This is a genomic window from Rhodoferax sp. P2_H8_2 (assembly GCF_056403235.1).
Genome location: NZ_JBFUFW010000007.1, coordinates 90,192 through 115,748, shown reverse-complemented (window position 1 = coordinate 115,748; position 25,557 = coordinate 90,192). Strand labels below are relative to the sequence as shown.

General features: G+C 61.8%; 25 protein-coding genes. 18 read left to right on the top strand and 7 right to left on the bottom strand.

Annotated elements, in window-relative coordinates; translation table 11 throughout:
* The first annotated feature begins 13 nt into the window (after nt 1-13).
* On the top strand, nt 14-1,630 hold the full coding sequence (ilvA, locus tag AC1DV6_RS13615) for a threonine ammonia-lyase, biosynthetic (protein WP_477978222.1): 1,617 nt from the start codon (nt 14-16) through the stop codon (nt 1,628-1,630).
* 138 nt (nt 1,631-1,768) lie between these two features.
* On the opposite strand, the gene AC1DV6_RS13610 is transcribed toward ilvA, so the two are convergent.
* Nucleotides 1,769-2,212: a type II secretion system protein N gene (locus tag AC1DV6_RS13610; protein ID WP_477978220.1), complete on the bottom strand. Its 444-nt coding sequence runs from the start codon at nt 2,210-2,212 to the stop codon at nt 1,769-1,771.
* Nucleotides 2,213-2,261: 49 nt separating this feature from the next.
* On the opposite strand from AC1DV6_RS13610, the gene gspG reads away from it, so the two are divergent.
* From gspG to AC1DV6_RS13550, 12 genes are all read left to right on the top strand, one after another.
* The gene (gspG, locus tag AC1DV6_RS13605; protein ID WP_477978218.1) at nt 2,262-2,699 is read left to right on the top strand and encodes a type II secretion system major pseudopilin GspG; all 438 of its coding nucleotides are present in this window, start codon (nt 2,262-2,264) and stop codon (nt 2,697-2,699) included.
* 103 nt (nt 2,700-2,802) lie between these two features.
* Nucleotides 2,803-3,186: a type II secretion system protein GspH gene (locus AC1DV6_RS13600; protein WP_477978216.1), complete on the top strand. Its 384-nt coding sequence runs from the start codon at nt 2,803-2,805 to the stop codon at nt 3,184-3,186.
* The gene (gspI, locus tag AC1DV6_RS13595; RefSeq protein ID WP_477978214.1) at nt 3,183-3,536 is read left to right on the top strand and encodes a type II secretion system minor pseudopilin GspI; all 354 of its coding nucleotides are present in this window, start codon (nt 3,183-3,185) and stop codon (nt 3,534-3,536) included. The genes AC1DV6_RS13600 and gspI overlap by 4 nt, the downstream gene beginning before the upstream one ends.
* A complete protein-coding gene (locus tag AC1DV6_RS13590; RefSeq protein WP_477978212.1) occupies nt 3,536-4,222 on the top strand; it encodes a prepilin-type N-terminal cleavage/methylation domain-containing protein in 687 nt (228 codons plus the stop codon). Before gspI ends, AC1DV6_RS13590 begins: the two co-directional genes overlap by 1 nt.
* Nucleotides 4,223-4,281: 59 nt before the next feature.
* The gene (gene gspK, locus AC1DV6_RS13585; RefSeq protein WP_477978210.1) at nt 4,282-5,301 is read left to right on the top strand and encodes a type II secretion system minor pseudopilin GspK; all 1,020 of its coding nucleotides are present in this window, start codon (nt 4,282-4,284) and stop codon (nt 5,299-5,301) included.
* Between the two features lie 17 nt (nt 5,302-5,318).
* A complete protein-coding gene (gene gspL / locus AC1DV6_RS13580) occupies nt 5,319-6,452 on the top strand; it encodes a type II secretion system protein GspL (RefSeq protein ID WP_477978208.1) in 1,134 nt (377 codons plus the stop codon).
* The gene (gene gspM, locus AC1DV6_RS13575) at nt 6,449-6,943 is read left to right on the top strand and encodes a type II secretion system protein GspM (RefSeq protein WP_477978206.1); all 495 of its coding nucleotides are present in this window, start codon (nt 6,449-6,451) and stop codon (nt 6,941-6,943) included. Before gspL ends, gspM begins: the two co-directional genes overlap by 4 nt.
* A gap of 5 nt (nt 6,944-6,948) precedes the next feature.
* Nucleotides 6,949-7,782, top strand: coding sequence for a type II secretion system protein N (gspN, locus tag AC1DV6_RS13570; protein ID WP_477978392.1), 834 nt, complete (start codon nt 6,949-6,951; stop codon nt 7,780-7,782).
* 5 nt (nt 7,783-7,787) lie between these two features.
* Entirely contained in the window at nt 7,788-9,932 is a 2,145-nt protein-coding gene (gene gspD / locus AC1DV6_RS13565) for a type II secretion system secretin GspD (RefSeq protein ID WP_477978204.1), read from the top strand.
* Nucleotides 9,933-9,955: 23 nt separating this feature from the next.
* Entirely contained in the window at nt 9,956-11,350 is a 1,395-nt protein-coding gene (locus AC1DV6_RS13560) for a GspE/PulE family protein (RefSeq protein WP_477978202.1), read from the top strand.
* A gap of 9 nt (nt 11,351-11,359) precedes the next feature.
* Nucleotides 11,360-12,583, top strand: coding sequence for a type II secretion system inner membrane protein GspF (gene gspF / locus AC1DV6_RS13555; protein ID WP_477978200.1), 1,224 nt, complete (start codon nt 11,360-11,362; stop codon nt 12,581-12,583).
* A gap of 7 nt (nt 12,584-12,590) precedes the next feature.
* Nucleotides 12,591-13,484: a 5'-nucleotidase gene (locus tag AC1DV6_RS13550; protein ID WP_477978198.1), complete on the top strand. Its 894-nt coding sequence runs from the start codon at nt 12,591-12,593 to the stop codon at nt 13,482-13,484.
* 86 nt (nt 13,485-13,570) lie between these two features.
* On the opposite strand, the gene AC1DV6_RS13545 is transcribed toward AC1DV6_RS13550, so the two are convergent.
* A complete protein-coding gene (locus tag AC1DV6_RS13545; RefSeq protein ID WP_477978196.1) occupies nt 13,571-15,112 on the bottom strand; it encodes an RCC1 domain-containing protein in 1,542 nt (513 codons plus the stop codon).
* Between the two features lie 217 nt (nt 15,113-15,329).
* On the opposite strand from AC1DV6_RS13545, the gene AC1DV6_RS13540 reads away from it, so the two are divergent.
* Both AC1DV6_RS13540 and AC1DV6_RS13535 read left to right on the top strand, forming a co-directional pair.
* Nucleotides 15,330-16,880, top strand: a complete 1,551-nt coding sequence (locus AC1DV6_RS13540; RefSeq protein WP_477978194.1) for a DUF1800 domain-containing protein — start codon at nt 15,330-15,332, stop codon at nt 16,878-16,880.
* Between the two features lie 13 nt (nt 16,881-16,893).
* On the top strand, nt 16,894-18,177 hold the full coding sequence (locus tag AC1DV6_RS13535) for a DUF1501 domain-containing protein (RefSeq protein WP_477978192.1): 1,284 nt from the start codon (nt 16,894-16,896) through the stop codon (nt 18,175-18,177).
* Here the strand turns inward: AC1DV6_RS13535 and queC are convergent.
* Nucleotides 18,160-18,882 carry a 7-cyano-7-deazaguanine synthase QueC gene (gene queC / locus AC1DV6_RS13530; protein WP_477978190.1) on the bottom strand — a complete coding sequence of 241 codons (723 nt, stop codon included), beginning with the start codon at nt 18,880-18,882 and terminating at the stop codon, nt 18,160-18,162. The two genes, AC1DV6_RS13535 and queC, sit on opposite strands and share 18 nt — an antisense overlap.
* Before the next feature lie 15 nt (nt 18,883-18,897).
* Nucleotides 18,898-20,907, bottom strand: a complete 2,010-nt coding sequence (locus tag AC1DV6_RS13525) for a lytic transglycosylase domain-containing protein (RefSeq protein ID WP_477978188.1) — start codon at nt 20,905-20,907, stop codon at nt 18,898-18,900.
* A 9-nt stretch (nt 20,908-20,916) separates the two neighbouring features.
* On the opposite strand from AC1DV6_RS13525, the gene AC1DV6_RS13520 reads away from it, so the two are divergent.
* The gene (locus AC1DV6_RS13520; protein WP_477978186.1) at nt 20,917-21,516 is read left to right on the top strand and encodes a 5-formyltetrahydrofolate cyclo-ligase; all 600 of its coding nucleotides are present in this window, start codon (nt 20,917-20,919) and stop codon (nt 21,514-21,516) included.
* Here the strand turns inward: AC1DV6_RS13520 and AC1DV6_RS13515 are convergent.
* The gene (locus AC1DV6_RS13515; protein ID WP_477978184.1) at nt 21,513-21,944 is read right to left on the bottom strand and encodes a TfoX/Sxy family protein; all 432 of its coding nucleotides are present in this window, start codon (nt 21,942-21,944) and stop codon (nt 21,513-21,515) included. The two genes, AC1DV6_RS13520 and AC1DV6_RS13515, sit on opposite strands and share 4 nt — an antisense overlap.
* A gap of 6 nt (nt 21,945-21,950) precedes the next feature.
* Nucleotides 21,951-22,760 carry a DUF6279 family lipoprotein gene (locus AC1DV6_RS13510; protein WP_477978182.1) on the bottom strand — a complete coding sequence of 270 codons (810 nt, stop codon included), beginning with the start codon at nt 22,758-22,760 and terminating at the stop codon, nt 21,951-21,953.
* A gap of 125 nt (nt 22,761-22,885) precedes the next feature.
* Here AC1DV6_RS13510 and glmU point away from each other — a divergent pair, with 125 nt between their 5' ends.
* Nucleotides 22,886-24,289, top strand: a complete 1,404-nt coding sequence (gene glmU, locus AC1DV6_RS13505; protein ID WP_477978390.1) for a bifunctional UDP-N-acetylglucosamine diphosphorylase/glucosamine-1-phosphate N-acetyltransferase GlmU — start codon at nt 22,886-22,888, stop codon at nt 24,287-24,289.
* An 11-nt stretch (nt 24,290-24,300) separates the two neighbouring features.
* Nucleotides 24,301-25,035, top strand: a complete 735-nt coding sequence (locus AC1DV6_RS13500) for a sensor histidine kinase (RefSeq protein ID WP_477978180.1) — start codon at nt 24,301-24,303, stop codon at nt 25,033-25,035.
* On the opposite strand, the gene AC1DV6_RS13495 is transcribed toward AC1DV6_RS13500, so the two are convergent.
* Entirely contained in the window at nt 25,016-25,510 is a 495-nt protein-coding gene (locus AC1DV6_RS13495) for an Lrp/AsnC family transcriptional regulator (protein ID WP_477978178.1), read from the bottom strand. The genes AC1DV6_RS13500 and AC1DV6_RS13495 overlap by 20 nt on opposite strands.
* Between the last annotated feature and the right edge of the window lie 47 nt (nt 25,511-25,557).

The window sequence follows — 25,557 nt, the reverse complement described above, 5'->3', positions numbered from 1 at the left end:
CAAGTGTAGCCCCATGCCATCCTCTTCTCCTGCCAAGGCACTCAGCCCTGCCGACTACCTGAAGAAAATCCTGACGGCCCGCGTCTACGACGTGGCGCACGAAACCGCTCTGGAGCCGGCTCGCGCCTTGAGCCGGCGGCTACACAACACGGTGCTGTTCAAACGGGAGGACCAGCAGCCCGTGCGCAGCTTCAAATTGCGGGGCGCCTACAACAAGATGGCGCACCTGACGCCGGAACAGCTCCAAAACGGCGTCATCTGCGCCTCCGCAGGCAACCACGCCCAGGGCGTCGCTTTAAGCGCCAGCAAGCTGGGCACCCGTGCGGTCATTGTGATGCCGACCACAACGCCCCAGGTCAAGGTCGATGCCGTACGGAGCCTGGGCGGTGAAGTCGTGCTTTTTGGCGAGAGCTACTCCGACGCCTACCAGCATTCCTTGGAGCTGCAAAAGAATGAGCATCTCACCTTTGTGCACCCTTTTGACGACCCGGACGTGATCGCGGGCCAGGGCACGGTGGCCATGGAAATGTTGCGCCAGGTACAGACCCTCGGAGCAGACAAGGCAGCCAAATCGGGACAAAAGTCCAGTCACATTGGCGGCCCGCATCTCGATGCCGTGTTTGTCGCCATCGGCGGCGGCGGCCTGGTGTCCGGCGTGGCCAACTACATCAAGGCAGTCGACCCGCGCATTAAGGTGATTGGCGTGCAGATGAACGACTCGGACGCGATGATCCAGTCGATCGAAAAGAAAAAGCGCGTCACGCTGACCGATGTCGGGCTGTTCTCTGACGGCACGGCGGTGAAACTGGTTGGCGAGGAAACCTTTCGCATTGCGCGCGATCTGGTGGACGAGTTCATGACGGTGGATACCGACGCCGTCTGCGCGGCGATCAAGGACGTTTTTATCGATACCCGCTCCATCGTCGAACCGGCTGGCGCGCTGGCGGTAGCGGCGATCAAGCAATACGTCGCGACGCACAAGACCAAAGGCGAGACCTACGCCGCCATCCTGTGTGGCGCCAACATGAATTTCGACCGTCTACGCTTTGTCGCCGAACGTGCCGAGGTGGGCGAAGAGCGCGAAGCGTTGTTTGCGGTCACCATCCCCGAAGAACGCGGCAGCTTTAAACGTTTTTGTGAACTCATCGGGAATCTGCCGGGCGGACAGCGCAATGTCACCGAGTTCAACTACCGCGTCAGCGATTCGAACAAAGCCCATGTGTTCGTTGGCCTGACCACGCACGGCAAAGGCGAGTCGCTAAAGATCACCGCCAACTTCAACAAACACCGCTTCGCCACGCTGGACCTGACGCACGACGAACTGGCCAAGGAGCACATCCGCCACATGGTGGGTGGCCACTCGGCGCTGGCGCAGGACGAGCGCGTGTTGCGTTTCGTGTTTCCGGAGCGCCCCGGTGCGTTGATGAAATTCCTGAGTTTGATGCGCCCGAACTGGAATATTTCGCTGTTCCATTACCGCAACCAGGGCGCGGACTACGGTCGCATTCTGGTGGGCTTGCAGGTGCCCAAAGCGGATGACAAGGCATTTGCCCAGTTCCTGAAAAATCTGGACTACCCTTACGTGGAAGAGACGAACAATCCGGTGTACCGGATGTTTCTGCAGCAATGAAATGACCCCCACGCTCCGCCGCTTTGCGGGCCGCTGCCCCCAGCGGGGTCGCAACTCGCCTTGGGGGGGGCAGCGGCGGATTGCTACAAAAAAGTAGCTGCTTACGCACACTCTGCGCTGCCTGCAGCCCGATTGAGTCTATTTTTTGAGTGGTAATTCCAGTGTGATGCCAGCGTCTGCAGCACCGCCACCCTGCGGCGCCAACACCGCACGGCGCGGCTGCACACTGCTCAACACCCACTGCCCATCGACCACCGCACCCACGCGGTAAGGCTTGGCCGGTTTGCCGTCGATGGCGATCAGCGCTGCACCCCGATGCACGCCACCGGACACCACACCTGCCAGGCTGAAACGACTGGATGCGGGCGCAACTGCATTCATTACGGGAGCCGCACCGCCACCCAAGGCGCGCGCCACCGCGGCGCTGTCGACGGGCGCTGCTGGCGGCGAGTCTGCAGCGCTGATGGGCGCGGGTGCGGCAGGCCACTTCAGCACCCAATACATGGCGCTTGCCGCTGCGAGCGCGGCCAAGGCCAGCGTTGCTAAACGGGTTCCCCACAGAGATTGCACGGTCGATACCATGGGCCGCATTATCATGGAAGGCAACATGCTTTCTTCACAACGCACTCCTATGACAATTGCCACCCGTTTCTCGCGCCGCATCCGCCATGCTGGCTTCACGCTGATCGAGCTGATGGTCGTGCTGGTCATCATCGGCGTGCTGGCCGCGCTGATCGTGCCCAATGTGCTGGACCGCGCGGACGATGCGCGCAGCACTGCTGCCAAGACCGATATCGCCAATCTGGTGCAGGCGTTGAAGCTCTACAAGCTGGACAACCAGCGCTTTCCCACCGGTGAGCAAGGATTGCAAGCACTGGTTGCCAAGCCCACCGCCGGCCCCACTGCGCCGAACTGGCGCCCTTACCTCGACAAATTGCCCAATGACCCCTGGGGCCGCCCTTACCAGTATCTGAACCCTGGCATCAAGGGTGAGGTGGACGTGATGTCCTTTGGCGCCGACGGACAGGCTGGCGGCGAAGGGAAGAATGCAGACATCGGTAGTTGGTAAAGATGTGACCCCCACGCTCCACCGCTGCGCGGGTCGCTGCCCCCCGAGGGGGCTAATTTTTCTCGGGGCCGCCCAGCGAAAAATTATCCACGGCTTCACGTTATTGGAGCTGCTCCTGGTAGTGGCCATCATTGCGATGGCGACCGCCGGGGTCAGTCTGGCATTGCGCGATTCGGCGCAATCGCAACTGGAGATGGAAGCGCAACGTCTGGCCGCTGTGCTGGACGCCGCGCGAGCCCAGGCAAGGGCTACTGGCGTTGCGGTGCGGTGGAAGACTAGCGACAACGGTTACACGCTGAATGGTCAGGCCAGCGCATGGCAGTACCCGGGCATAGCTGCCGAAGCCCCGCCGCAAGGTTTGGTGCTGGGGCCTGAGCCACTGATGGCCCGTACCAGCGTACGACTGTGGCGCATCGAAAAACCGGAGCGCGCAGTACTGATTGCTACCGATGGCCTGCGCCCATTTAGCGTTGAGGCTGCCCCATGACAGACCGAGGCTTTACGCTGATCGAAGTGCTGGTAGCACTGGCCATCGTCGCAATTGCGCTGATTGCAGGCGCGCAGGCCACATCCTCATTGACCCGCAATGCGGAACGCCAGGCCGACCGCGTGCTGGCGCAACTCTGTGCTGAAAACGCCATGGCGAAAGTACGCCTGTCGCGGCAATTGCCCGACGTGGGCGATACGACCACATCCTGCGAACAGGCAGGCCGCACCCTGTCCTTGCGCTTGCTGGTGCAGCCCACGCCGAATCCAAATTTCCGCCGTGTTGAAGCGCAGTTGTTTCGCGATACGCAGCCCTTGTTACAACTCAGCACCGTGGTGGGGCGGTATTGATGAAAATCAAACGTATCCAAGGTTTCACGCTAATGGAGCTGCTGGTTGCCATCAGCATCATGGCCGTAATGACATTGATGGCCTGGCGTGGACTTGATGGCATGCAGAGCGCGACCCACAGCACGCGCGCGCATGCCGACGCGGTTCTGGCGCTGGAAGCCGGTCTGGCGCAATGGGGCGCAGACCTGGACACGATGGTGGCACCCAGCGCATCGTCCGGCGCACCGATCCCGATGGACTGGGATGGCCGCGTGCTGCGCATCACGCGGCGCAATGTTACGGAGCCGGGCGACGGCCTGCTGGTCGTGGCCTGGACGCGCGGCAACCGCGACGGTTCCGAGCAATGGCTGCGTTGGCAATCGCCGCCCTTGCATTTGCGCCAGGACTGGGGAACCGCTTGGGAGCTGGCAAACCAATGGTCTCAGAGCCCCAGCGACAGCGCAAAAAAACAGGAAATAGCCATCACGGCGCTCGACCAGTGGCAAATCTATTACTACCGCGGAGGTGCATGGAGCAACCCGCTGTCTAGCAGTGGTACGCCGGGGGCTGGCCCCGCGCAACCCGCGCAAGCCAACAGCTTGCCCGATGGTGTCCGGCTGGTGCTCGGTGTGACCGCACCGCACCCATTGGCTGGCACCATCACGCGGGATTGGGCCCAACCCACGTTGACAGGTAGTGCCCAATGAAGAATGTTGCCCCCACGCTCCACCGCTTCGCGGGTCGCTGCCCCCCAAGGGGGCTAAATTTGCTTGGGGCGGCCCGGCGCAAATTTGCGCCCCCCACGCACCAGTACGGCGCCGCCATCCTGACCGCAATGTTGACGGTGACATTGGTTGCCGCGCTGAGCTCGGCGGCGTTGTGGCAACAGTGGCGCGGCATTGAAGTCGAGACGGCAGAGCGCGAACGCCTGCAAGCCGCGTGGATACTGCAAGGTGCGCTGGACTGGGCGCGGTTGATCCTGCGCGAAGATGCGCGCAGTGGCAACAGCGTCGACCATCTGGCCGAGCCGTGGGCCGTGCCGCTGCAGGAAGCGCGCCTCTCCACTTTTCTGGCAACCCGCGAGAGCGACACCACCAGCCAGGGCCTGGAAGAAGCCTTTCTGTCGGGCCAGATCGTTGATCTGCAGGGCCGGCTGAATGTGATGAACCTGGTGCAGGACGGCAAAGTAGATGCGCCTACTGCAAGGGCTTTCTCCCGGCTGTTTGAAACTCTGCGTCTGCCACAAGGGCAACTGGTCAACCTAGTGGCAGGCATGCGCGCCGCACTGGAAACCGATGCCGCAGACAAAGACACAAGCGGTGGCAATCCCACCCCTGCAGGGCAGCGGCCCCTACTACCGCGCACGACCGAACAACTGGTTTGGTTAGGTCTTTCCAAGCCGGTTGTCGCGGCGTTGCAGCCTTTTGTGACGGTGCTGCCAAGGTCCACTACCGTGAACCTCAACACCGCGCCCCTCGAAGTGGTCTACGCCAGCATCACCAGCGCCACGATGGCCGATGCCCAGCGGCTGGTTGCGGCGCGCGCGCAATCGCACTTTCGCAGCCTCTCGGAGGTGAACCGTTTGCTAAGGGGCCCGGACGACGCCGTCGTCGAAACCCGGCATGGCTTGAACTCCAGATTTTTCGAGGTTAGCGGGCAGGTGCGGCTGGGTGAGCGCCTGGTGCTGGAGCATTCGCTGGTGCAGCGGGACAACCAAAAGGTCACAGTGCTGTGGCGCGAACGGGGTGCCGGAGCGCCCAATGGCCCTGCAGCGTCCTTACAATGAGCCGCAATTCATACGCCATGTCCACCGAACTCATTCCCCTCATCCTCGCCGCAGAAACGGTTGCACTGGTGCCCGCGCACGCGCTGTCCTGGCACCGGGTGCAATTGCCACCGGGCACGCTGGATGGCGGCATATTCAAGGAGCGCAGCGCGCCCCGACTGCGCGCCGTACTCGAAGGCCTGCTGGAAGACCAATTGCTCGATGACCCGGCGCAACTGCACTTCGCGCTGCAACCGCAAGCAAGAACCGACGCACCTGTATGGGTCGCGGTATGTGACCGGGCCTGGTTGCGTGAGGCCGTCGAATCACTGACCCGACTGGGGCGCCCGCCGCAGCGTCTCGTGCCGGAATGGACACCCGATTCGCCCACCGATCAGTTGTGGATAACGGGCACCGAGGATGCGCCACAAGCCGTCTGGACCGATGCACAAGGTCTGCACCGTGTGCCACTACCGCAAAACGCAGACGCGGGTACCGCGGGTTGGGCACAGGTCCGCGACAGCTATGCGCTGTGGGCCGAGCCTGCCGTCGCCGCACTGGCAGAAAAGACGCTGAACAAACAACCCCACGTGCAAAGCCACGCAGAGCGCTGGGAGCGCGCGGCGCAGTCCGCTTGGAGCCTCGCGCAATTCGATCTGGCGCGTCGCAATCCGTTGATGGAGAGAATCCGCCGCGCGGTGCTGTCGTTCCTGAAGACCGACCAATGGAAGCCCGCACGCTGGGCACTGGTGGCGATTGCGCTGGTGCAGATCGTAGGCCTCAACGCCTATGCATGGCACACCAACAACCAATTGCAAGCACAGCGCGACCGCATCCGCGACACACTGGTCACGACCTTTCCGCAAGTGAAGGTGGTGGTCGATGCGCCGATCCAGATGGAACGTGAACTCGCGCTGTTGCGCCAGACGCGCGGCGCCGCATCATCCAAGGATCTGGAGTCCATGCTGGCCGCACTCGGTACCGCGAACCCGGGTCTATTGCCTGCAGGCGCACCTGGTAGCGTGGAATACGTCAATGGCGAAATGCGCGTGGGCGGTTTGACGTTGACTGTCGAGCAATCCACCGCGCTGGACCAACACCTGCGCGCCAGTGGCCTGTCAGCGCAAGCCGACGGCGCTGCGGTGCTGGTTCGCACCCGGGGCACACCATGAGCAAAGCCCCTTCCAATATGCAACTCGCACTGCAAGCCTGGTGGCAACAGCGCGATACGCGCGAAAAAACGCTGCTGACCTTGGCCGCCACTCTGGTCAGCGCAGCCCTTGTCTGGGGCATTGCCATTGCACCTGCGCTGCGCACGCTGCAAAAATCTGCCGCGCAGCAGATCGCACTACAAGACCAGTTGCAAACCATGGCGCGCATGCAGGCACAGGCCAAGGCGCTGCAATCGCAAGCGCCGCTATCCCAGTCCGAAGCCGCTGCGGCACTGAGCGCATCGGTACAGCAGTCCTTTGGTGCCGCCGCTGACATCACGATTCGCGCAGGCGACGCCAGCGTGACGCTGCGCGGTGTCAGCGCCGATGCACTGGCGCAGTGGCTCGCCACCGCGCGCACCAACGCCCACGCCGTGCCGATGCAGGCACGCATGACCCGCACCGGCGCCACCTGGAGTGGCACGCTGCAATTGGGATTGCCCACATCGTGAAGTGGATGCCCGCCCAGCCCCGCCGTGCGGGCATGCTCCCACGCTCCAACGGCCCTAACGGCCGTATCGCGCCGTGGACTTGGGCGCTGTCGGGTGTGCTGATCGGGACAGTATTCGCATTGGTTTGTTTCGCCCCAGCGCGCTGGCTGGCGCAAGCGGTTCAAAGCGCCTCACAAAGCCGCGTGCAATTGGTCGATACGCAGGGAACCGTGTGGACCGGATCGGCCCAACTGGTACTGGCTGCTGGCGCTGGTACACAGGACAGTGCGCGCCTGCCGGGCCGCGTGCAATGGAAACTTCGCCCCGCGCTGCAGGGTGTGCAACTGGCCGTACAGGCCGACTGTTGCATGGACACGGCATGGACGTGGGCAGCAACGCCCGCCGTCGCGGGACTGCAATTGCGCAGCCTGGATGGCAATGCCGCACCATCCCGCTGGCCCACCGCCGTGCTGGCGGGCTTGGGCACGCCGTGGAACACCCTGCAACTGCAAGGCACGCTGGCGCTGACCACGCAAGCACTGGTGCTGCAACAACAGGCCGGGCGCTGGGAAATGCAAGGCAGTCTGCAACTGGACGCTGAACGAATGAGCACCAGCCTGTCTACATTGAAGCCCGTCGGCAGTTACCGCATCGCCCTAAATGGCGGGCCGACACCAACACTGGACCTCAGCACACTGGACGGTAGCCTGCAGTTGCAAGGCGCGGGGCGTTGGGTGGGCGGACGGCTGCAATTTACTGGCGAGGCGCGTGCGGCCCCCGATCGCGTCGAGGCACTGTCCAATCTTCTGAATATCATCGGACGGCGCGATGGCGCACGCTCCATCATCAAAGTGGGTTAATTCGCATGTACACCAGCTCCACCCCTTCGTCCGCTTCGTTCAAGCGTCTGCCAGTTGCTACTTATTTAATAGCTGCTTACGCACTGTTCACGGGGTTTTCAGGAACTTTTGTCACTCAAACTCTGGCGCAGGCCCCGGTAGCAACCCCCAAGCGTGGCGAAGCGATCACGCTGAATTTCAACAATGCGGAGATCGAAGCCGTGGCCCGGACACTGGCGACCGTCACCGGCCGTAATGTGGTTGTGGACCCACGCGTCAAAGGCACGATCACGCTAAGCACCGATGCACCGGTCGCCCCCGCAATCGCCTACAACCAGTTCCTGGCGACCTTGCGCATGCAGGGCTACACGGTGGTGAGCAGCGACGGCATGGACAAGATCGTGCCCGAAGCCGACGCCAAGGTGCAGGGAGGTGCGGTGTCGGAGTCCGTCAGCGCCAACACCGCGGGCGGCAACCAGTTGGTCACGCAAATCATTCGTCTGCAACACGAAAACGCCAACAACCTGGTTCCCGTGTTGCGCCCGCTGGTGAACCCCAACAGCCCGATCAACGTCAACCCCGGCACCAACACGCTGGTCATCACCGACTACGCCGACAACATGCGCCGTCTGGTGCGCATCATCGCCGCGCTGGATGTGGCTAACGCCACCGACGTAGAGATCATTGCGCTGAAGCACGCCAGTGCGTCCGATCTGGCGCCGCTGGTACAAAAGCTGTCCGAGCCCAGCGCCGGCGTGCCTAACGCCACCGCAGACGGCAGCTACAAGACCACTGTGATTGCCGAGCCACGCTCCAACACGCTGATCGTGCGCGCCGCCAACCAGGCGCGCCTGGCGCTGGTGAAGTCATTGGTCGACAAGCTGGACCAACCCGCTCCCACTACGGCCAATGGCGCCGCGGGCAATATCTATGTGGTCTACCTGAAGAACGCGAACGCAGTGCAGTTGGCCAGCACGCTGCGCGCCGCCATCAGCGGCGAAGCACGCAATGCGCCATCTGCAGGCAGCACGCCAGTTGTAGCCACGACCGGTGGAGCGAACACTACAGGCACACAGACCTCTTCCGCGTTCGGCTCCAGCGCCAATGCCAGCGCAGCCACCACGGGTGGCCAGATCCAGGCCGACACGGCGACCAATGCGCTGATCATCACCGCCAGCGAACCACAGTACCGCCAGTTGCGCGCGGTGATCGACAAGCTGGATTCTCGCCGCGCACAGGTCTATGTGGAAAGTGTGATTGCCGAAGTCAGCACCGACCGGGCCGCCGAGTTCGGCATCCAGTGGCAAAACGCGTTGGGTAAGGCCGGCGACTCCACCATCGGTGTGCTGGGTACCAACTTTGGCGCGGTCGCCGGTAAAAACATCATTGCTCTGGCTGCAGGCGGCGGCACGGTGGTGCCATCGACTGGGCTCAACTTCGGCCTCGTGAATCAGGTCAATGGTGTGTATGTGCTGGGCTTTCTGGCGCGCTTCATAGAATCGACCGGCAGCGGCAACGTGCTGTCCACACCCAACATCCTGACGCTGGACAACGAAGAGGCTGAAATCAAGATTGGCCAGAAGGTGCCCTTTGTCACCGGCCAATACACCAACTCCGGCAGCACCAGCGGCACTGTGAACCCGTTCCAGACGATTGAGCGCCAGGACGTAGGCCTGAAACTGAAAATCAAGCCGCAAATCAGCGAAAACGGCACCATCAAGTTAATCGTGGAGCAGGAAGTCTCCAGTGTGCTGGCGTCCACTGCCACTGCCGCCAACGGCCCCACTGTGAATCAACGCACCATTAAGTCCAGTGTGCTGGTCGAAGATGGTGGTGTGGTCGTACTCGGTGGCCTGCTGCAAGACGAATACTCGGGCAACGAGGACAAGATACCCGGTCTTGGCAACATCCCGCTGCTGGGTGCGTTGTTCAAGAGCGAGGCCCGCTCGCGCAAGAAAACAAACCTGATGGTGTTCCTGCGGCCTGTTGTCGTGCGTGATGCCGCGAGTACGGCGCAGCTGTCGAATGACCGCTATGAACAAATGCGCAGTGGCCAGCAAACCGCACAACCCGAAGCCAGTGTGATGGTGCCTATCAACGAAGCCGCCGTGCTGCCCGCACTGCCTGCGCCCTCCGCACCCCCGGCACGCAGCGCGCCAAAAGGCCCTTGAAGCATACGTCCTTGAGTTCATCCATGCGCTATCCCCTGCCCTATACCTTCGCCCGCACCCAGCAAGCCTTGCTGGAAGAGCATGGCGACACGCGCACGCTGTGGGTGCACGCAGGTACGCCCGCGTCGGCGGTCGGCGAGGTGATGCGCAAGTTTGATCCACAGTCGGTGCAGACGCTGGACAGCGCGGTCTTGAGCCAGCGCATCAGCGCGGCCTACGCGCAAGGTGAATCCAGCGCCGCCACGGTGATGAGCGAAGTACAGGGCGATGCCGATTTTTCACGGATGATGCAGGACCTGCCCGCAGTAGAAGACTTGCTGGAGACGGCCGACGACGCGCCCATCATCCGCATGCTCAACGCGTTACTCACGCAGGCCGCGCGCGATGGCGCCAGCGATATCCACATCGAGCCCTACGAGCGCCACTCCAGCGTGCGCTTTCGCGTCGACGGCACACTGCGCGAAATCGTGCAGGCGCACCGCGCGCTGCATGCGGCGCTGATCTCACGCCTGAAGATCATGGCTGACCTGGATATTTCGGAGAAGCGCTTGCCGCAGGACGGCCGCATAAGCTTGCGCATAGGCACGCGCGCTGTCGACGTGCGCGTCAGCACATTGCCCAGCGCACACGGCGAACGTGCCGTACTGCGCTTGCTGGACAAGAGCCAGGACCAATTGAGCCTGGAAGCGGTGGGCATGCAAGGCAGTGTGTTGCAACGCTTCGAAGGCCTGATCGCGCAACCGCACGGCATCATTCTGGTGACCGGCCCCACCGGCTCGGGCAAGACGACCACGCTTTACGCATCGCTGGGTCGGTTGAATGCCGCGCGTCAGAACATCATGACGGTGGAAGACCCGATTGAATACGAGCTGCCCGGTGTCGGGCAGACGCAAGTCAACGCGAAGATCGACCTGACATTTGCCAAGGCCCTGCGCGCGATCCTGCGCCAGGACCCGGATGTGATCATGATCGGCGAAATCCGCGATTTCGAAACCGCGCAGATTGCGATTCAGGCATCCCTCACAGGTCACTTGGTGCTGGCGACATTGCACACCAACGACGCGGCCAGCGCGGTCACACGGTTGATCGATATGGGCGTGGAGCCATTCCTACTGAGCTCTTCATTGCGCGGCGTGCTGGCACAACGTCTGGTCCGCAAAACCTGCACGCATTGCCAAGGCGCAGGTTGTGCCGAATGCGGCCAAACGGGCTACCAGGGCCGTACCGGTGTGTTTGAACTCCTGGTCACCGATGACCCTATGCGCGCGCTGATCCACAACGAAGCGTCCGAAGCGGGCATACGCGATGCGGCGTTGGCCCAAGGCATGGTGCAAATGCGCGATGACGGCGAGCGCCTGGTCCAGGCCGGCATCACCAGCCGCGAAGAACTGCTGCGCGTGACCCGCGAGGGGAACTAGAGCCCCACCATGCCTGCTTACAGCTACACCGCGCTGGACGCCCAAGGAAGTAACCAACAGGGCGTGCTAGATGCCGACACCGCACGCGCAGCCCGCAGCGCCTTGCGCGCGCGTGCACTGGTGCCACTGAGCGTCGAACCGCTGGGCAACGCTGCCAACTCCGCCGCACAAGGCAAGAGCGCACTACTCAAACGCCGCGCCTTCAACACCAATGCGCTGTCCATCTGGACCCGCCAACTGGCTGGTCTGGTCGCCGCTGGGTTGCCGGTCGAGCGCGCGCTGACCTCATTGGCCGAAGAAGCGGAAGAGCCCGCGCAGCGCGATTTGGTAGCCACCATCCGCGCCGAAGTGAATGGTGGCTCCACGCTGGCGGCCGCGTTGGCACAACACCCACGTGAGTTCTCGTCCATCTTTGTCGCGGTGATTGGTGCGGGCGAGCACAGCGGCCAGTTGGGTCTGGTGCTGGAGCGCCTAGCCGACGATCTGGAAGAGCAGCAAAACCTGCGCGCCAAATTGCTGGGCGCCGCGCTGTACCCGGCCATCGTCAGCGTCGTGGCGTTGGTGATCGTGCTGTTCCTGCTGGCCTATGTGGTGCCGCAAGTCGCCAGCGTGTTCGCGGGTTCGCACAAGGCGCTGCCGCTGCTGACCGAGATCATGCTGTCCATCAGCGCGGCCGTGCGCAACTACGGCTGGTTGATGTTGATTGCTATTATTTTAGTAGCTGCTTGCGCACGTCTTGCTTGGTCTAGAGCCTCTTTTCGCCTGAAATTCGATACCGCCTTGCTGCAAGTGCCCATAGTCGGTCGTCTGGCCCGCGGCTACAACGCGGCGCGCTTTGCCAGCACACTGGCGATGCTGGGTGCGGCGGGTGTACCTATCCTGAAGTCGCTGCAAGCTGCATCCGAAACGCTGTCCAACAACGCCATGCGCGCCGATGCCTTGCAGGCGCTGGCACTGGTCCGCGAAGGCGCGCCGCTGGCCAGCGCGCTGGCGCACAAGCAACGCTTCCCGGCTCTGTTGGGCATGTTTGCCCGCCTGGGCGAGCAGACCGGGCAGTTGCCTGCCATGCTGGACCGCGCCGCCGTGCAGCTGCGCAACGAAGTGCAACGCCGCGCCATCCATCTGGCGACTCTGCTGGAGCCGCTCTTAATTGTGGTGATGGGCATGGTGGTGATGCTGATCGTGCTTGCCGTACTCTTGCCGATCATTCAATTGAATCAGTTGGTCAAATAAGGTTGCTATGGGACTCACACTCGACGGCAAACTGGTAGTGGCGATTTCGTCGCGCGCTCTGTTTGATTTCGAAGAAGAAAACGAACTCTTCGAGAAAACCGACGACCGCGCCTACATGCAATTGCAGCGCGATCGTCTCGACATTCCTGCCAAACCCGGCGTCGCATTTTCATTGGTGCAAAAACTTCTGGCCTTTAACGAAACCCCATCGCAGCGCGTCGAAGTGGTGATCCTGTCGCGCAACGACCCAGTCAGCGGCCTGCGCGTGATGAAGTCGGCCCAGCACTACAACTTGCCTATCATCCGCTGCACGTTCACACGTGGCGAAGCGCCCTGGCGCTACCTGAAGCCTCTACACGCCAACCTGTTTTTGAGCACCCACTTGAGCGACGTGCGCGCCGCGCTGGAAGCCGGCGTACCCGCGGCGCAGGTGTACCCGCATTCGGCACACGCCAGCGTTGCGCATCCGAATGAAGTGCGCATTGCATTCGACGGTGACGCCGTGTTGTTCAGCGACGAGGCCGAACGGGTGTATCAAAGCGGCGGGCTATCTGCGTTCCAGAAGCACGAGCAGGACAACGTAGCGCTGCCGCTGCCCGATGGCCCGTTCAAGCCGCTGCTAGTAGCGCTGCACCGCATGCAACAGGCCGAGATTCCACATATGCGCATTCGCACCGCGCTGGTGACGGCGCGCAGCGCCCCAGCGCATGAGCGTGCGATCCGCACGTTGATGGACTGGAACATTGAAATCGACGAGGCGATGTTCCTCGGCGGGTTAGACAAGGGCGAATTCCTGCGCGAATTTGAGCCCGATTTCTTCTTCGATGACCAGACCGGTCATATAGAATCCGCCGCCCGCCACGTGCCGTCCGGCCATGTGGCCAGCGGAGTGCGGAACTGACCCCCACGCTCCACCGCTACGCGGGTCGCTGCCCCCCAAGGGGGCTAATTTTCCTTGGGGGCGGCCCTGCGGAAAATTGCCAGTCTTCAGGGCATTTTTGTCGGTATCAGCACATTGGAGGTGCTGGTTCCATTGCCCAACTGACCTTCGGCGTTGCGGCCCCAGCCCCACAGCGTGCCATCGGCTTTGATCGCGAAGGTGTGGTACTTGCCTGCGGACACCGCAATCCAGTTTTTTTCTGTGCCAATTTTTGTGGGCGCGTTGATAGGCGCGGTGGATCCATCCCCCAATTGACCGAAGTCATTATTTCCCCAAGCCCATAAGGTGCCATCGGTCTTGATGGCCATGCTGTGCGTCGCCCCCCCCGAAATGACAGCCCAATCATTGTCGGCACCGATCGACGGATCCAGCTTGACCTGCTGGATATCAAACTCACACACTGTGAGGGGGGCATAGAACGGGCAGGCAACCGGCGTGGGGCCACTGGTACCCAGTTGGTTGAATTGGTTGTCGCCCCAGGCGTACAGCGTTCCGTTGTTACGGATCGCCAGGCTGTGGTTGTAACCCGAAGCGATGCCCACAAACTGAAGACGGTCTGTGTACGGTACGAATGAAACGGGAAGCGGAAGCGTGTCCAAGGGCAGCACGCTGGCATCTCCCTGACCTGTTTGTCCGAGTGCCCTGGTTCCCCAGGTCGCCACTGTTCCATCGCTTTGTATGCCTATGGAGTGCTCCTCCCCGGCCGCCACCGCTTTCCATCCTTTGGGATTGAGAGGAATGGCGATGGAGCCGATTCCGGTAATCGCAGTTGGCACGACTCTGTCAATTTGCGTTCCATCTCCGAGCTGCGCGCTGAAGTTGCGGCCCCAAGCCCACAGCGTGCCGTCTTTTTTGACCGCCAGGGTGTGCGCCTTTCCGGCCGCGACAGCGATCCAGGTGGTCACGGTGCCAATCTTGGTCGGTACGCTGATGTCCTTGGTCGTGCCATCGCCCAACTGGCCGTTCTGGTTGAAACCCCAAGCGTAGAGTGGGCAGCCGTTAACCGCACAGTTGGTGCCGAACAGCGCTACGGTGTGAAATTCGCCTGCAGACACGACCGACCAGGTCTTGGCCGTTCCGATCGTGGTCGGCGCCAATTTATCGATCGTGCTGCCGTCTCCCAGTTGCCCAGAACGGTTCAGGCCCCAGGCTGTCAAACTGCCGTCGGCTTTGACGGCTAGCGTATGACTGCCACCCGTGGCTACGCTCTTGTAGGGCCCCACCACGGTGACGGTTGCTGTGCCGGAAATATCACCCACCTTGGCGGTGACCGTATCGGTACCCGCGGCCTTGCCGGTGACCAGCCCACTGGTAAAGGTCGTCAATACCGTCGTTCCCTTGGCGGACCAGGTGATACCCGTGGTGATGGACGCGGTCTTGCCGTCCGCATAGGTGCCGGTGGCGACCATCTGCTGACTGGTTCCTATGGCCAGCGTCACGGTAGCGGGCGAGACCACAATCGATTTGAGCGCCGGAGTTTCCGCGACCGAACCGGTCGACGTGCTGCTGTCGCCGCCACCACCGCCACCGCAGGCGGACAAGCATGCCAGCGCCAAAGCTAGTACCAATCGGGCAAAACGCGTTTTCATGTTGTTCCAATCCATGCAGGAATTGCGGGCCGGGACGTGGCCTGCAGCGATCCCATCGCATCCATATCGCACCGAGTCTAGTTCCGCATGGCCCCGTCTAAGCCGTGAGTTGGGCGGGTTTTGCTGGGTAATTTAATGTAAAGCCAGGGTGTCCCCGTAGGCACTGCGCCGTACCATGCCGTTGAGCATGCACGCCCGCTGTGCCAGGAAGACACCCATGCAAACAACCAACCAATCCCTACCCGTGTTGCAACGCCGCACCCTGGTCCTGATGCTGGCACTGGCAGGCGGACTGTCAGCCGCAGGTATCGGAAACCTGGCCTGGGCTCAATTACCCGCAAACGCTACAACTGACAAAAACCTGGCAGATACCTGGCGCGTGTTGTCCCGACTCGGCTACGGCTTCAACCCCAGCCAGCTTCAAGCGGTGCAATCCAGCGCCGCGCCCCGCAATTGGGCTTTGCAGCAAGTGGATCTCGCCTATGCGGGCAGCCAACAAGCTCCGGTGATCGCAGCAGACCTGCGCAACTTCAACCAGCCCCTGCCACAACTCATTGAAAAAGCCCGCGCCGAACGCGAAGCCCGTCAGAAGGCCAAGGGCACAGAAAAAGACATTGCCGAAGCACAGGCGATGCGCAAGCTCGACTTCTCCGACACCAATGACCCGATCTACTTCTCTCGCATGGTGGAGATGCAGGCTGCGGCCTGGCGTCTGACTGCCTGTGCCAGCCCTGGCGAAGAAAACCCCTTGCTGGCCCGGATGACCGAATTCTGGTTCAACCATTTCAATGTGTATGCGGGCAAGGGCGCGGTACGGCCTTTTGTAGGCCACTACGTCGTGAACGTGGCACGCGCCCATGCGCTGGGGAAATTTGAGGACCTGGTGCTGGCCAGCGCGCAGCATCCGGCGATGTTGCTCTATCTGGACCAGGCGCAAAGCGTGGCCGAAGGGTCTCGGGCCGGTGCCGGCGATAAACGGGGCCGCGGCCTGAATGAGAACTACGCGCGCGAGTTGATGGAGCTGCACACGCTGGGCGTAAATGGCGGCTACACGCAAACCGATGTACGCGAGATGGCGCGGGTGCTGACCGGCTGGACTGTGGGTCCGCAAGACAACAGCGGCTTTCGGTATGTGGACCGTTTGCATGACAGCGGCAAGAAGCAGGTGTTGGGCCGCACGTTCTCTACCGGCCCGTTTGGCAATGGACTGCACGAAGGTGAAGACGCGATCCGCATGCTGGCGCGCCACCCCAGCACCGCGCGGCGCATCAGTCTGCGCCTGGCGCAATTTTTTGTTGCAGACAACCCCTCCCCCGAACTCGTCAAGCGCCTGAGCGATACCTTTTTGTCGACCCAGGGCGACATGCGTGCGGTGATGCGTTCCCTGCTGGAATCTCCAGACTTCTGGAACAGCGACAACCGCCTTTTCAAAACACCGATGGACTACGCCTGCTCGGCGCTAGTGGCCACCGACTCAGCGCAGGACCGACGCCGCCTGGTGCTGGCGCTGGGCTTTCTGTCCAATGCCGGGCAACCGCTGCACGGTTGGCAAACGCCAGATGGCTACAAGTTTGATGCAGCGACCTGGCTGGTACCCGAGGCCCTGACGCGCCGCGCCGATTTCGCGCTGGCCATCGGCAGGCAAGTGCCCGCGCTGGATTTCCTCAATCCGTTTTTGGCTGACACCACCCGCCAGTCTTTGGCGCAGGAAAAGCCGCCCTTGCGCGCCGGCTTGGCGCTGGCCAGCCCCGACTTCATGTACAAATAAAGAGGCCTCGACCATGCATGCCAATACAAACTCCAAGACAGGCTTGTCACGCCGTGCATTGCTGCAAACGGCTATAGGCGTTGGTGCGGCGTGGGCAGCGCCCATAGCCTGGGCACAGTCGCAATCCGGCAGTAGCGATGCACGTTTGATCTGTGTGTTTCTGCGCGGTGCCTACGACGGCTTGTCCGCGTTCGTCCCGTACGGCGATGCCAACTATTACCGACTGCGCCCCAACATCGCCATCCCCGCGCCAGACGGTGGCACGCAAAGCGTTGTTGCACTGGACGCGAACTTTGGTCTGCACCCTGCAATGGCTGCGTTGCAGCCGCTGTGGAAGGAAGGCGTTCTGGGTGTGATTCCCGCCGCCGGCTCGCCTGACGCCACACGCTCCCACTTCGACGCGCAGCACCACTGGGAAGTCGGCGTGCCTGGCAAGAGCAGCGGCGCGACCGGCTGGATGAATATCCTGGCGGGCATGCGCAACGGCACACGTGCGATCGGTGTCGGCGAAGCCAATCCGCTGATCCTGGCGGGCGCAAGCCGTGTGCAACTGGTGCCCAAGGGGCAGGCAGCTACCAAGCAGGGCGCGCTGGGCGATGAACGCACGCGCGACGCGGTGATGAAGCTGTACGGCGGCCAGGACAATTTGTCGCAGGCGTTTCGCGCTGGCGCCGACAGCCGCATGCAGACCGCGCAGACACTCAACGATGATGCGGACAAGGGCATGATGGACCCATCCATGGCGAGCAAGGAAATGCTCGCAGCCAACAACGGTGCGGGCTCCGCGCAAGGCCTGCTGCTGGACGCGCAGCACCTGGGCACATTGATGCGCAAAGAGCGCAATTTGCGGCTCGGGTTTTTATCGGCCGGTGGCTGGGACACCCACGCCAACCAAGGCGCGGCGACGGGTGCGCTCGCCAACAACCTGGGCAACCTGGCGCAGACCCTGGTGCAACTGCGCCGCGACTTCTCCCAGCCCAATGATGTGATCGTGGTGTTCAGCGAGTTTGGCCGCACCAGCGCAGAAAACGGCACGCGCGGCACCGACCATGGCCATGGGAACACGATGTGGTTGATGGGCAACCGCGTGCAGGGCGGACGATGGCATGGCGCGTGGAATGGCTTGGCCAAAGAGAACCTGCATGAAGGCCGCGACCTGCCGGTGTTGCACGACTTCCGCGGCGTGTTTGCGCAAGTGCTAAACGGCGTCATGGGCCTGGACAAGCCGGCCATCGACACGTTGTTCCCTGGCTATGCCTGGGACGCTTCGCTGAACGGGTTACTGCGCAGCGCCTGAGTACTTCTCAAAGCCCCGGGCGCGCAGTTCGCACGCAGGGCAAGTACCGCAACCGTAGCCCCATGCATGGCGATGGACACGGTCGCCGAGGTAACAGGTATGCGTGTGCTCGACGATGAGGTCGACCAGCGCCTGACCACCATCTGTATGGGCAGCCTCTCCTAAATCGAAAGCCAGCTTCCAGGTCGCCGCCTTATCGATCCACATCAACGGCGTCTCGATCAAAAAGCGCTGGTCCATGCCCAGTGACAATGCCAGTTGCAAGGCCTTCATCGTGTCATCGCGGCAATCCGGATAGCCCGAAAAATCCGTTTCACACACGCCTGTGACCAACACCTGCAGGCCGCGCCGGTAGGCGAGCGCAGCGGCCAAGGTCATGAACAACAGATTGCGGCCCGGCACAAAGGTATTCGGCAGGCCATTGGCTTCCATCTTGAACGCCGTGTCGCGCGTCAGCGAGGTTTCGCTGACTTTGCCAAGTACCGCCAGATCCAGCAGATGGTCCTCGCCGAGTTTGTGGGCCCACTGCGGGAACTGCTGGCGAATTTCCCGCAAGACGTTGTTACGGGCTTCGAGCTCAATCACATGGCGCTGACCGTAATCGAAAGCGACTGTCTCTACGCGCTCGTAGCGCGCCAACGCATGGGCAAGGCAAGTGGTGGAGTCTTGGCCACCGGAGAAAAGTACGAGGGCTGTGGTGTGCATGGATTGGGGAAATTCTCAGGGCAATTCTTGGTTCTCAACCGTCTGCGCCGACGCCGGCCCCACGGTCCCCAACCGCGCCTTCAGCGACTGCGGTTGCCCGGTAATCAGTGCCGCGTAATTGGTCGTGTTGGCCAATACCTTCTTCACGTAATCCCGCGTCTCCGGGAAGGGCACATTCTCTGCCCAGATGGCCGCATCAAGGACCGGCGCACCCGCTTGCCCGCGCCAGATGCGGGGGCGACCAGGCCCTGCGTTGTAGGCCGCTGCAGCCATAGGCATGGAGCCGCCAAAGTTGTCCAGCACCAGCTTCAGGTAACCCGTGCCAATCGCGATGTTGGTGTCGCGGTCGGTGATCTGTTTGGCTTGGAAATTCTCAATACCAATTTTTCTGGCGGTCCACTTCGCGGTTGCGGGCATCACCTGCATCAGACCAGAGGCACCCACATGCGATTTGGCGTCCATGATGAAGCGGCTCTCCTGGCGGATCAGGCCATAGACGTAGGCCGGGTCCAGTCCGATCTGGCGCGCGCGGGCCACGACCGCGTTCTTGAACGGCATCGGGTAGCGGGTGTCCTGGTCGATGACGCTCTTGGTACGTTCGCTGGTGTTGATACAGCGATCCCACACTTCCTTGCTGCAAGCCAAATCGGCCGCGGCCAGCAATGCACGGTCGTCCATGCCGCCGCGCAGGTGCAGATTGGTGGTGTAGTTCCATTCGCGCACGCCTTCGGCGCGCAGGCCCAGCGCAATGGCATACAGCGCGCGGTTCAAGCCAGGGTCCGTGCGTGCCATTTCGCGCTCCGCGGGCGTCAGAGGCTCCGGCTTGGGTGGGGTACTGATGGGCTGGCCCAGTTCTTCCAGCGCCAGTTGTTCGTAAAAGCCGCGGACTCCAGCGATGCGCTCAAATAACTGAACCGCCTGGGCGCGATCCGCCTCGGTCCTGGCGGCCAACATTTGCGCGCGGGCGCGCCAGTAGACCCAGGTGGTGTCGTTGCGTTGGCTCTCGTCCATGCTGGAAATCGCCTCTTGCACCTTGCTCCACTGGCCTCCACGCAGGGCAGCGCGCGCGGCCCAGGCCTTGTGGTCTTCGTGCATCTGCTGCAACTGGCCTTTGGCGAAATAGCCAACCGCGTCATCCGACAGCTTTTGCGCCGCGCGCTTGCCGATCACGCCCCAGATCCAGCTGCGCTCCTCCTGCGTGAGTTGCGCCTTCCAGCGCAGCTTCTCGACTTCGGTGGCGGCTTCCAGTGGGTCCAGATAGGCCTGACGGATCAGGGCCAGTGAAACCATCTCGCGCGTTTGCGGACGCAATGCGGTGATCTTGTCGTTGAGGTATTTTCCCGGGTTCAGGTAGATGTTGTTGACGGTCTTGGTCCAGGCCGGGTTGAGCAAACCAACCGCCTGTGTAGTGACGCGCAGCTTGTCAGTCTCCATGCCCAGACGTGCACGCAGCCAGACGAAATGGTTGTTACTGGTCTGCTCTTTGAGCAATTGCTCGACCGCGCTGGCGCAGCCTTCATCGGCATCCTTCAATGCCAACCAGGTGTCGCGCACTGCCTCGGTCACATCAACGCCCGCGCTCATGTGGTCGGCCAATAGCGCGTAGCAACGTACCGAGCGGTCGTCGTTCATCCGGTACTTGGGGTATTCGCGATTGAAGGCGGTCCAGTCGCGGTTGCGGCCGAGCTGCAACAGCCATTCGTTGCGCAGCCGGTCTTCCTGGTAGGTGCCGGCGTAGCGGGCCATGAAGTCCTGAATGTCGGTCTGGCTGGCGTCGTCCAACCGCGCCGAGAGCTCCCAATAGGCGCCCCATGGCTCAAGCACATAGCCGCGCATTTGCGGCAACAACTGGGTCAAGCGCTTGCGGTCGCGCTGCTTGTAGGCCTGCGCCATGTCCTGGATCGTGTCGTCGTACCACGTCGCGTCGCGACCTTGTGCTTGCGCGGTGGAAACGGTGGGCAACAGCAGAGCGCCCACCAAGGTGCTGCATAGGGCGAACGATGTCAGAATGGCGGAGAACTGCATGTGGGGATTATGGACAACTCGCAAGACGGCAAGGCCGCAGAAAAAAAAGCCCTTCGCAAGGCACTCCTGGAACAACGCCTGAACCTGCCCGACCGCCTACAGCGCGCCGATCTTTTGCAGCAGGTGATGCGCATCTGGCTCATAGGGCGGACCGACACCGTGATTGGCGCGTATTGGCCGATCAAGGGTGAGTTCGACCCTTTGCCCGCGCTGCACCGCTGGAAGGAAGATGGCGAACTGCTCGATGAGCCGCAACTGCGTCGCATTGGTCTGCCCGTGGTCAATAAAGAACACAAAACCATGACTTTCCATGTCTGGTATCCGGGGTGTCCGATGGAAGAAGACGCCTACGGCATTCCCAAGCCCAAGGACACTGAAATCATCTTCCCATCCCTGCTGTTTGCGCCTTGCGTGGGGTATGGGCCGGGCGGATATCGCCTGGGCTATGGCGGTGGTTTTTACGACCGCATGCTGGCCAGCCTGGAACCCAAACCATTCACCGTGGGCCTGGGGTTCGGCGTGGGCTTTGTTCCCGACTTTGAACCCGAGCCGCACGATGTGCCGCTGGATGCGATCCTGAATGACAACGGCGTCGTCTGGCCGGTTTAGGGCTTTGCTCGCTTGGTGGGGTTGAGCGTTTTCGGTTTGGCCACTCTGGGGCTCATCGTTTTCGGTTTGGGCATTGGCTTGCTGTTGCGCGCCACCAGAGCCGCCTGCAAGGCCAGCCGTGCCCAAGGCAGCATCAGCGGTGGAGATTCCATCGCCTCCGCGGGCACGTTGTAATAGCCCAGAGACACTGATTTTCCGCGCGCCTCATAGGTGAAGGGTGCACAGCCCGCGGCTTCAAACTGCGCACGGGTATCGCCATTGACCTTAAGCCACAGCGTGTCTCCCTCGCCCAGATTGGCAAGGATGGCGATGTTCATGCCGTCCGTGCCAATGCCCCAGCCTCCGAACATGCGCTTGGCGGTGCACGGCCCGACACCTGACAACAACTCGCAGCAGTACTGCGCAAATTCGGAATCAATACCGGCCATGGTGTTTCAGGATGGATTGACAAGCGCCTGCGCGTCGCCTTGGTAACCCTGCAGGGTTTTGACCAGCTTGGCGCGCTGGCGCGGCGTGCTGCTGTTGTGCAGCATCGCGACGGTGACGCAGTTTTCCTGCACCAGCAACTCCAGGTGCTGGCGGTAGGACGGGTCGGCGGAGACCACGGTACGCTGCAGCAGCGCCCGCATATCGGCCTGCGCCTGTGGCGCGGGTTTGGCGAGCAGGCTGCGCAGCGTGGTGCGCAGGTCCTGGTGGCGACGCAACTTTTCGCGGTGTTGCACCTCGGGATCAAACTGTGAGTTGGCAAAGCGGCTGGTCAGCATCGCCACCTGGGCTGTTGACAAACTGCCGTAAAACCACTCCGACCATTCGACTGCGCGTTTGAGGCGGCGCTCGGCCCGTTCTTCCGCCGTGCCCTCGAGCCACTCATCGCGCCATTCGCGGTCTTTTTTCTCGAAGGCGCGGTCCAGATACTGGATTTGCGGCTCCTGCAGCGTGGTCGCCGTCGCCGCCAGTGTGGTCGCGGCTGAGTCCATCGCCGCAACCGCCCGTGCCTGCAGGTCTGCATAAACGCTACAGACTTGCGCTGGCGTAATGTCTTGCGGACCCAGCACCAGCAGGCGCGCCAGTTGCTGCTCCAGGAGCGGCACCTCTTCTTTGCGGTGCCAGTTCAGAAGGGTTTGCAAATCGGCGCGTACTTTGACGGATTGGGTACGGTCGAAATCGAAGTAGCCATCGAGCCACCAGTAGGCGAGCTGCGGTGAATTGTTGTAGCCCAGCCGCACGGCGCTGCAACCTTGCATCAACAAAGCCAGCCAAAGCAAGCCGATAATGGAAACCCATCTGCCCAATGAACGCACAGTACAACGCCTATAAGAGAGACTGACACGTGACACCCCAGCTTCAGGCCACACCAGCCCAAACCGGCATGCCCATCGACGTCGTCATTATGGCGGCGGGCAAAGGCACCCGAATGAAAAGCCGTTTGCCCAAAGTCTTGCACCGCCTGGGCGGCAAGCCTTTGCTCGGCCATGTACTGGACACAGCGCGCAGCCTGCAGGCCCGCAAAGCGGTCGTCATCACCGGCCACGGTGCTATAGAAGTAGAAGCGGCTTGCGCACATTCGACGGGCGCTGCAGCCGGTTTTGATATCAATTTTGTAAGGCAGGAGCCGCAACTGGGAACTGGCCACGCCGTGCAACAGGCCGTGCCTGCGCTGACCGATGACGCCATTGTGATCGTGTTGTCCGGCGATGTACCGTTGACCCAAGCCGACACGCTATTCCATCTGATCCAGGCCAGCGCCGGCCGAAGCCTTGCACTGCTGACTCTGGAAATGCCGGACCCGTCCGGCTATGGACGCATTGAACGTTCGCAGGGCGGCGTTGTGCAAGCCATCGTCGAGCACAAGGATGCTACCGATTCGCAGCGGCAGATTACCGAGATCTACAGCGGCATCATGGCCGTTCCCGCAGCCCAGCTCAAACGCTGGCTGGCGCGACTGGACAACAAGAACGTCCAAGGCGAGTACTACCTGACCGACATCGTGAAGTTCGCGGTGGCGGATGGTGTGGCTGTGGTCGCCCACAAGATTACGGACGCGGTGCAGGTCGCAGGCGTCAACAGCCCGGTGCAACTGGCCGAACTGGAGCGTGCCTATCAATTGCAGCAGGCGCACCGTCTGATGGAAGAAGGCGTACGACTGGCCGACCCCGCTCGCATCGATGTGCGTGGTGATCTGCTGTGTGCCCATGATGTGTCCATCGATGTGAACTGCGTGTTTGAAGGCCAGGTGAGTCTGGGCGAAGGTGTGTCGATTGGCGCGAACTGCGTGATTGCGAATGCGGTGATTGATGCAGGTGCGGTGATCCACCCGTTCACACATATCGATGGCGAGAAGCTGGGCGTGACCGTGGGCGCCGGCGCGCTGATAGGCCCGTTTGCACGGCTGCGCCCCGGTGCACGCTTGGGCGAAGAGGTGCATATCGGCAACTTCGTGGAAGTGAAAAACTCCACGCTGGCCAAGGGTGCCAAGGCCAACCATCTGGCCTATCTGGGCGATGCCACTGTGGGTGAGCGCGTCAACTATGGCGCTGGCAGCATTACCGCCAACTACGACGGCGCCAACAAGCACCGCACGGTGATCGAGGCCGACGTGCACGTGGGTAGCAACTGCGTGCTGGTCGCTCCAGTGACGATAGGCGCAGGCGGCACAGTGGGTGGTGGATCGACGATCACCAAGAGCACAGAGCCCGGGGCCTTGAGTGTGGCGCGCGGCAAGCAGGTCAGCATTGCGAACTGGTCGCGCCCCAAGAAGCAGCCCAAGGCCTGATCCTTTTCGCCATGGCCCAAACGGATATGGATCCCGAAGCACGCATTGCCGACCTCGAAGCCGAGCTGGCCGCACTCAAACGCGAGATGCAGGATTTCACTTATGTGGTGTCGCACGATTTGCGCGCGCCACTGCGGCACATCGTGTCGTTCGCACAGCTGGTGCAGGAAGATGCCGGCCCACAGCTGAGCAGCGAGGTACAGGGGTTTCTTGCAACCATCACCGACTCCGCGCAGAACCTGACGCAAATGCTGGACGCGCTGCTGGAGTTGTCGCGCGTAGGCACGGTTCCGTTGCAGCCTGTGCCGGTGTCATTGCAGATGCTGGCGCAGGAAGTCGCTGACGAACTGGTTGCGGCTAACCCGACTCGACAGATTGAATGGCGTATTGCCCATGACTTGCCCGTTGTTCAGGCTGATCCTGCGTTGCTGCGCGGAGCGCTCAAGCAGGTGTTGGAGAACGCGGTCAAATTCACGGCGAAGAAGGATATGGCCGAGATTTCAGTACGTGCCATTCCGGATGGCGGGCATTTGGCTTTGGAGTTTGCGGACAACGGCGCAGGATTCAATCCAGCCATGCAATCCAAATTGCTGCAGCCCTTTCAACGCCTGCACTCCGTGCGGGAATTTCCCGGACTGGGTATGGGACTGGCGTTAGCCCACAAAAGCATTGCGCGTATGGGTGGAGGCATCCGGATTGAAGCGAAGCTGGATGCGGGTTGCCAGGTTATTTTGACGCTGCCTTAAACGGCAATTCCGCCCCAAACTTGCTGCGCTTCACACTGAAGAAAGCCTTCACGTTGCGCACATTCGCGTCCGCCGTGAACAAGCGCTGCGTGAGCGCCTGGTAATCCGGCATATGGGCAGCGTGCACCACGAGCACAAAGTCCGGCCCCGGCGACACGCGGTAGCACTGCTGAACCGTCTCTTCATCTGCAACGCGGTTTTCGAATCGGTCCAGCGCGTCTGCGTCTTGCCGGTCCAGCGTGATTTCAACGATAGCGGTTAGCCCGTAGCCCGTTGCATCAGCCATGCGCTCGGGTTGCAGGATCGCAATCTGCTTTTCAATCAGCCCCGCATCGCGCAGTCGTTTGATGCGGCGAAGACAGGTAGGTGGTGAGGTGTTGACCCGCTGGGCCAACTCCAGATTACTCAAACTGGCATCGCGCTGCAGCTGGGTGAGCAGTTGCAGATCTATTGCATCTAACGCCAATGATTCCATAAACACTAATTTTTCGGAATTTAATTCAATTAATTCTATTTCATGAA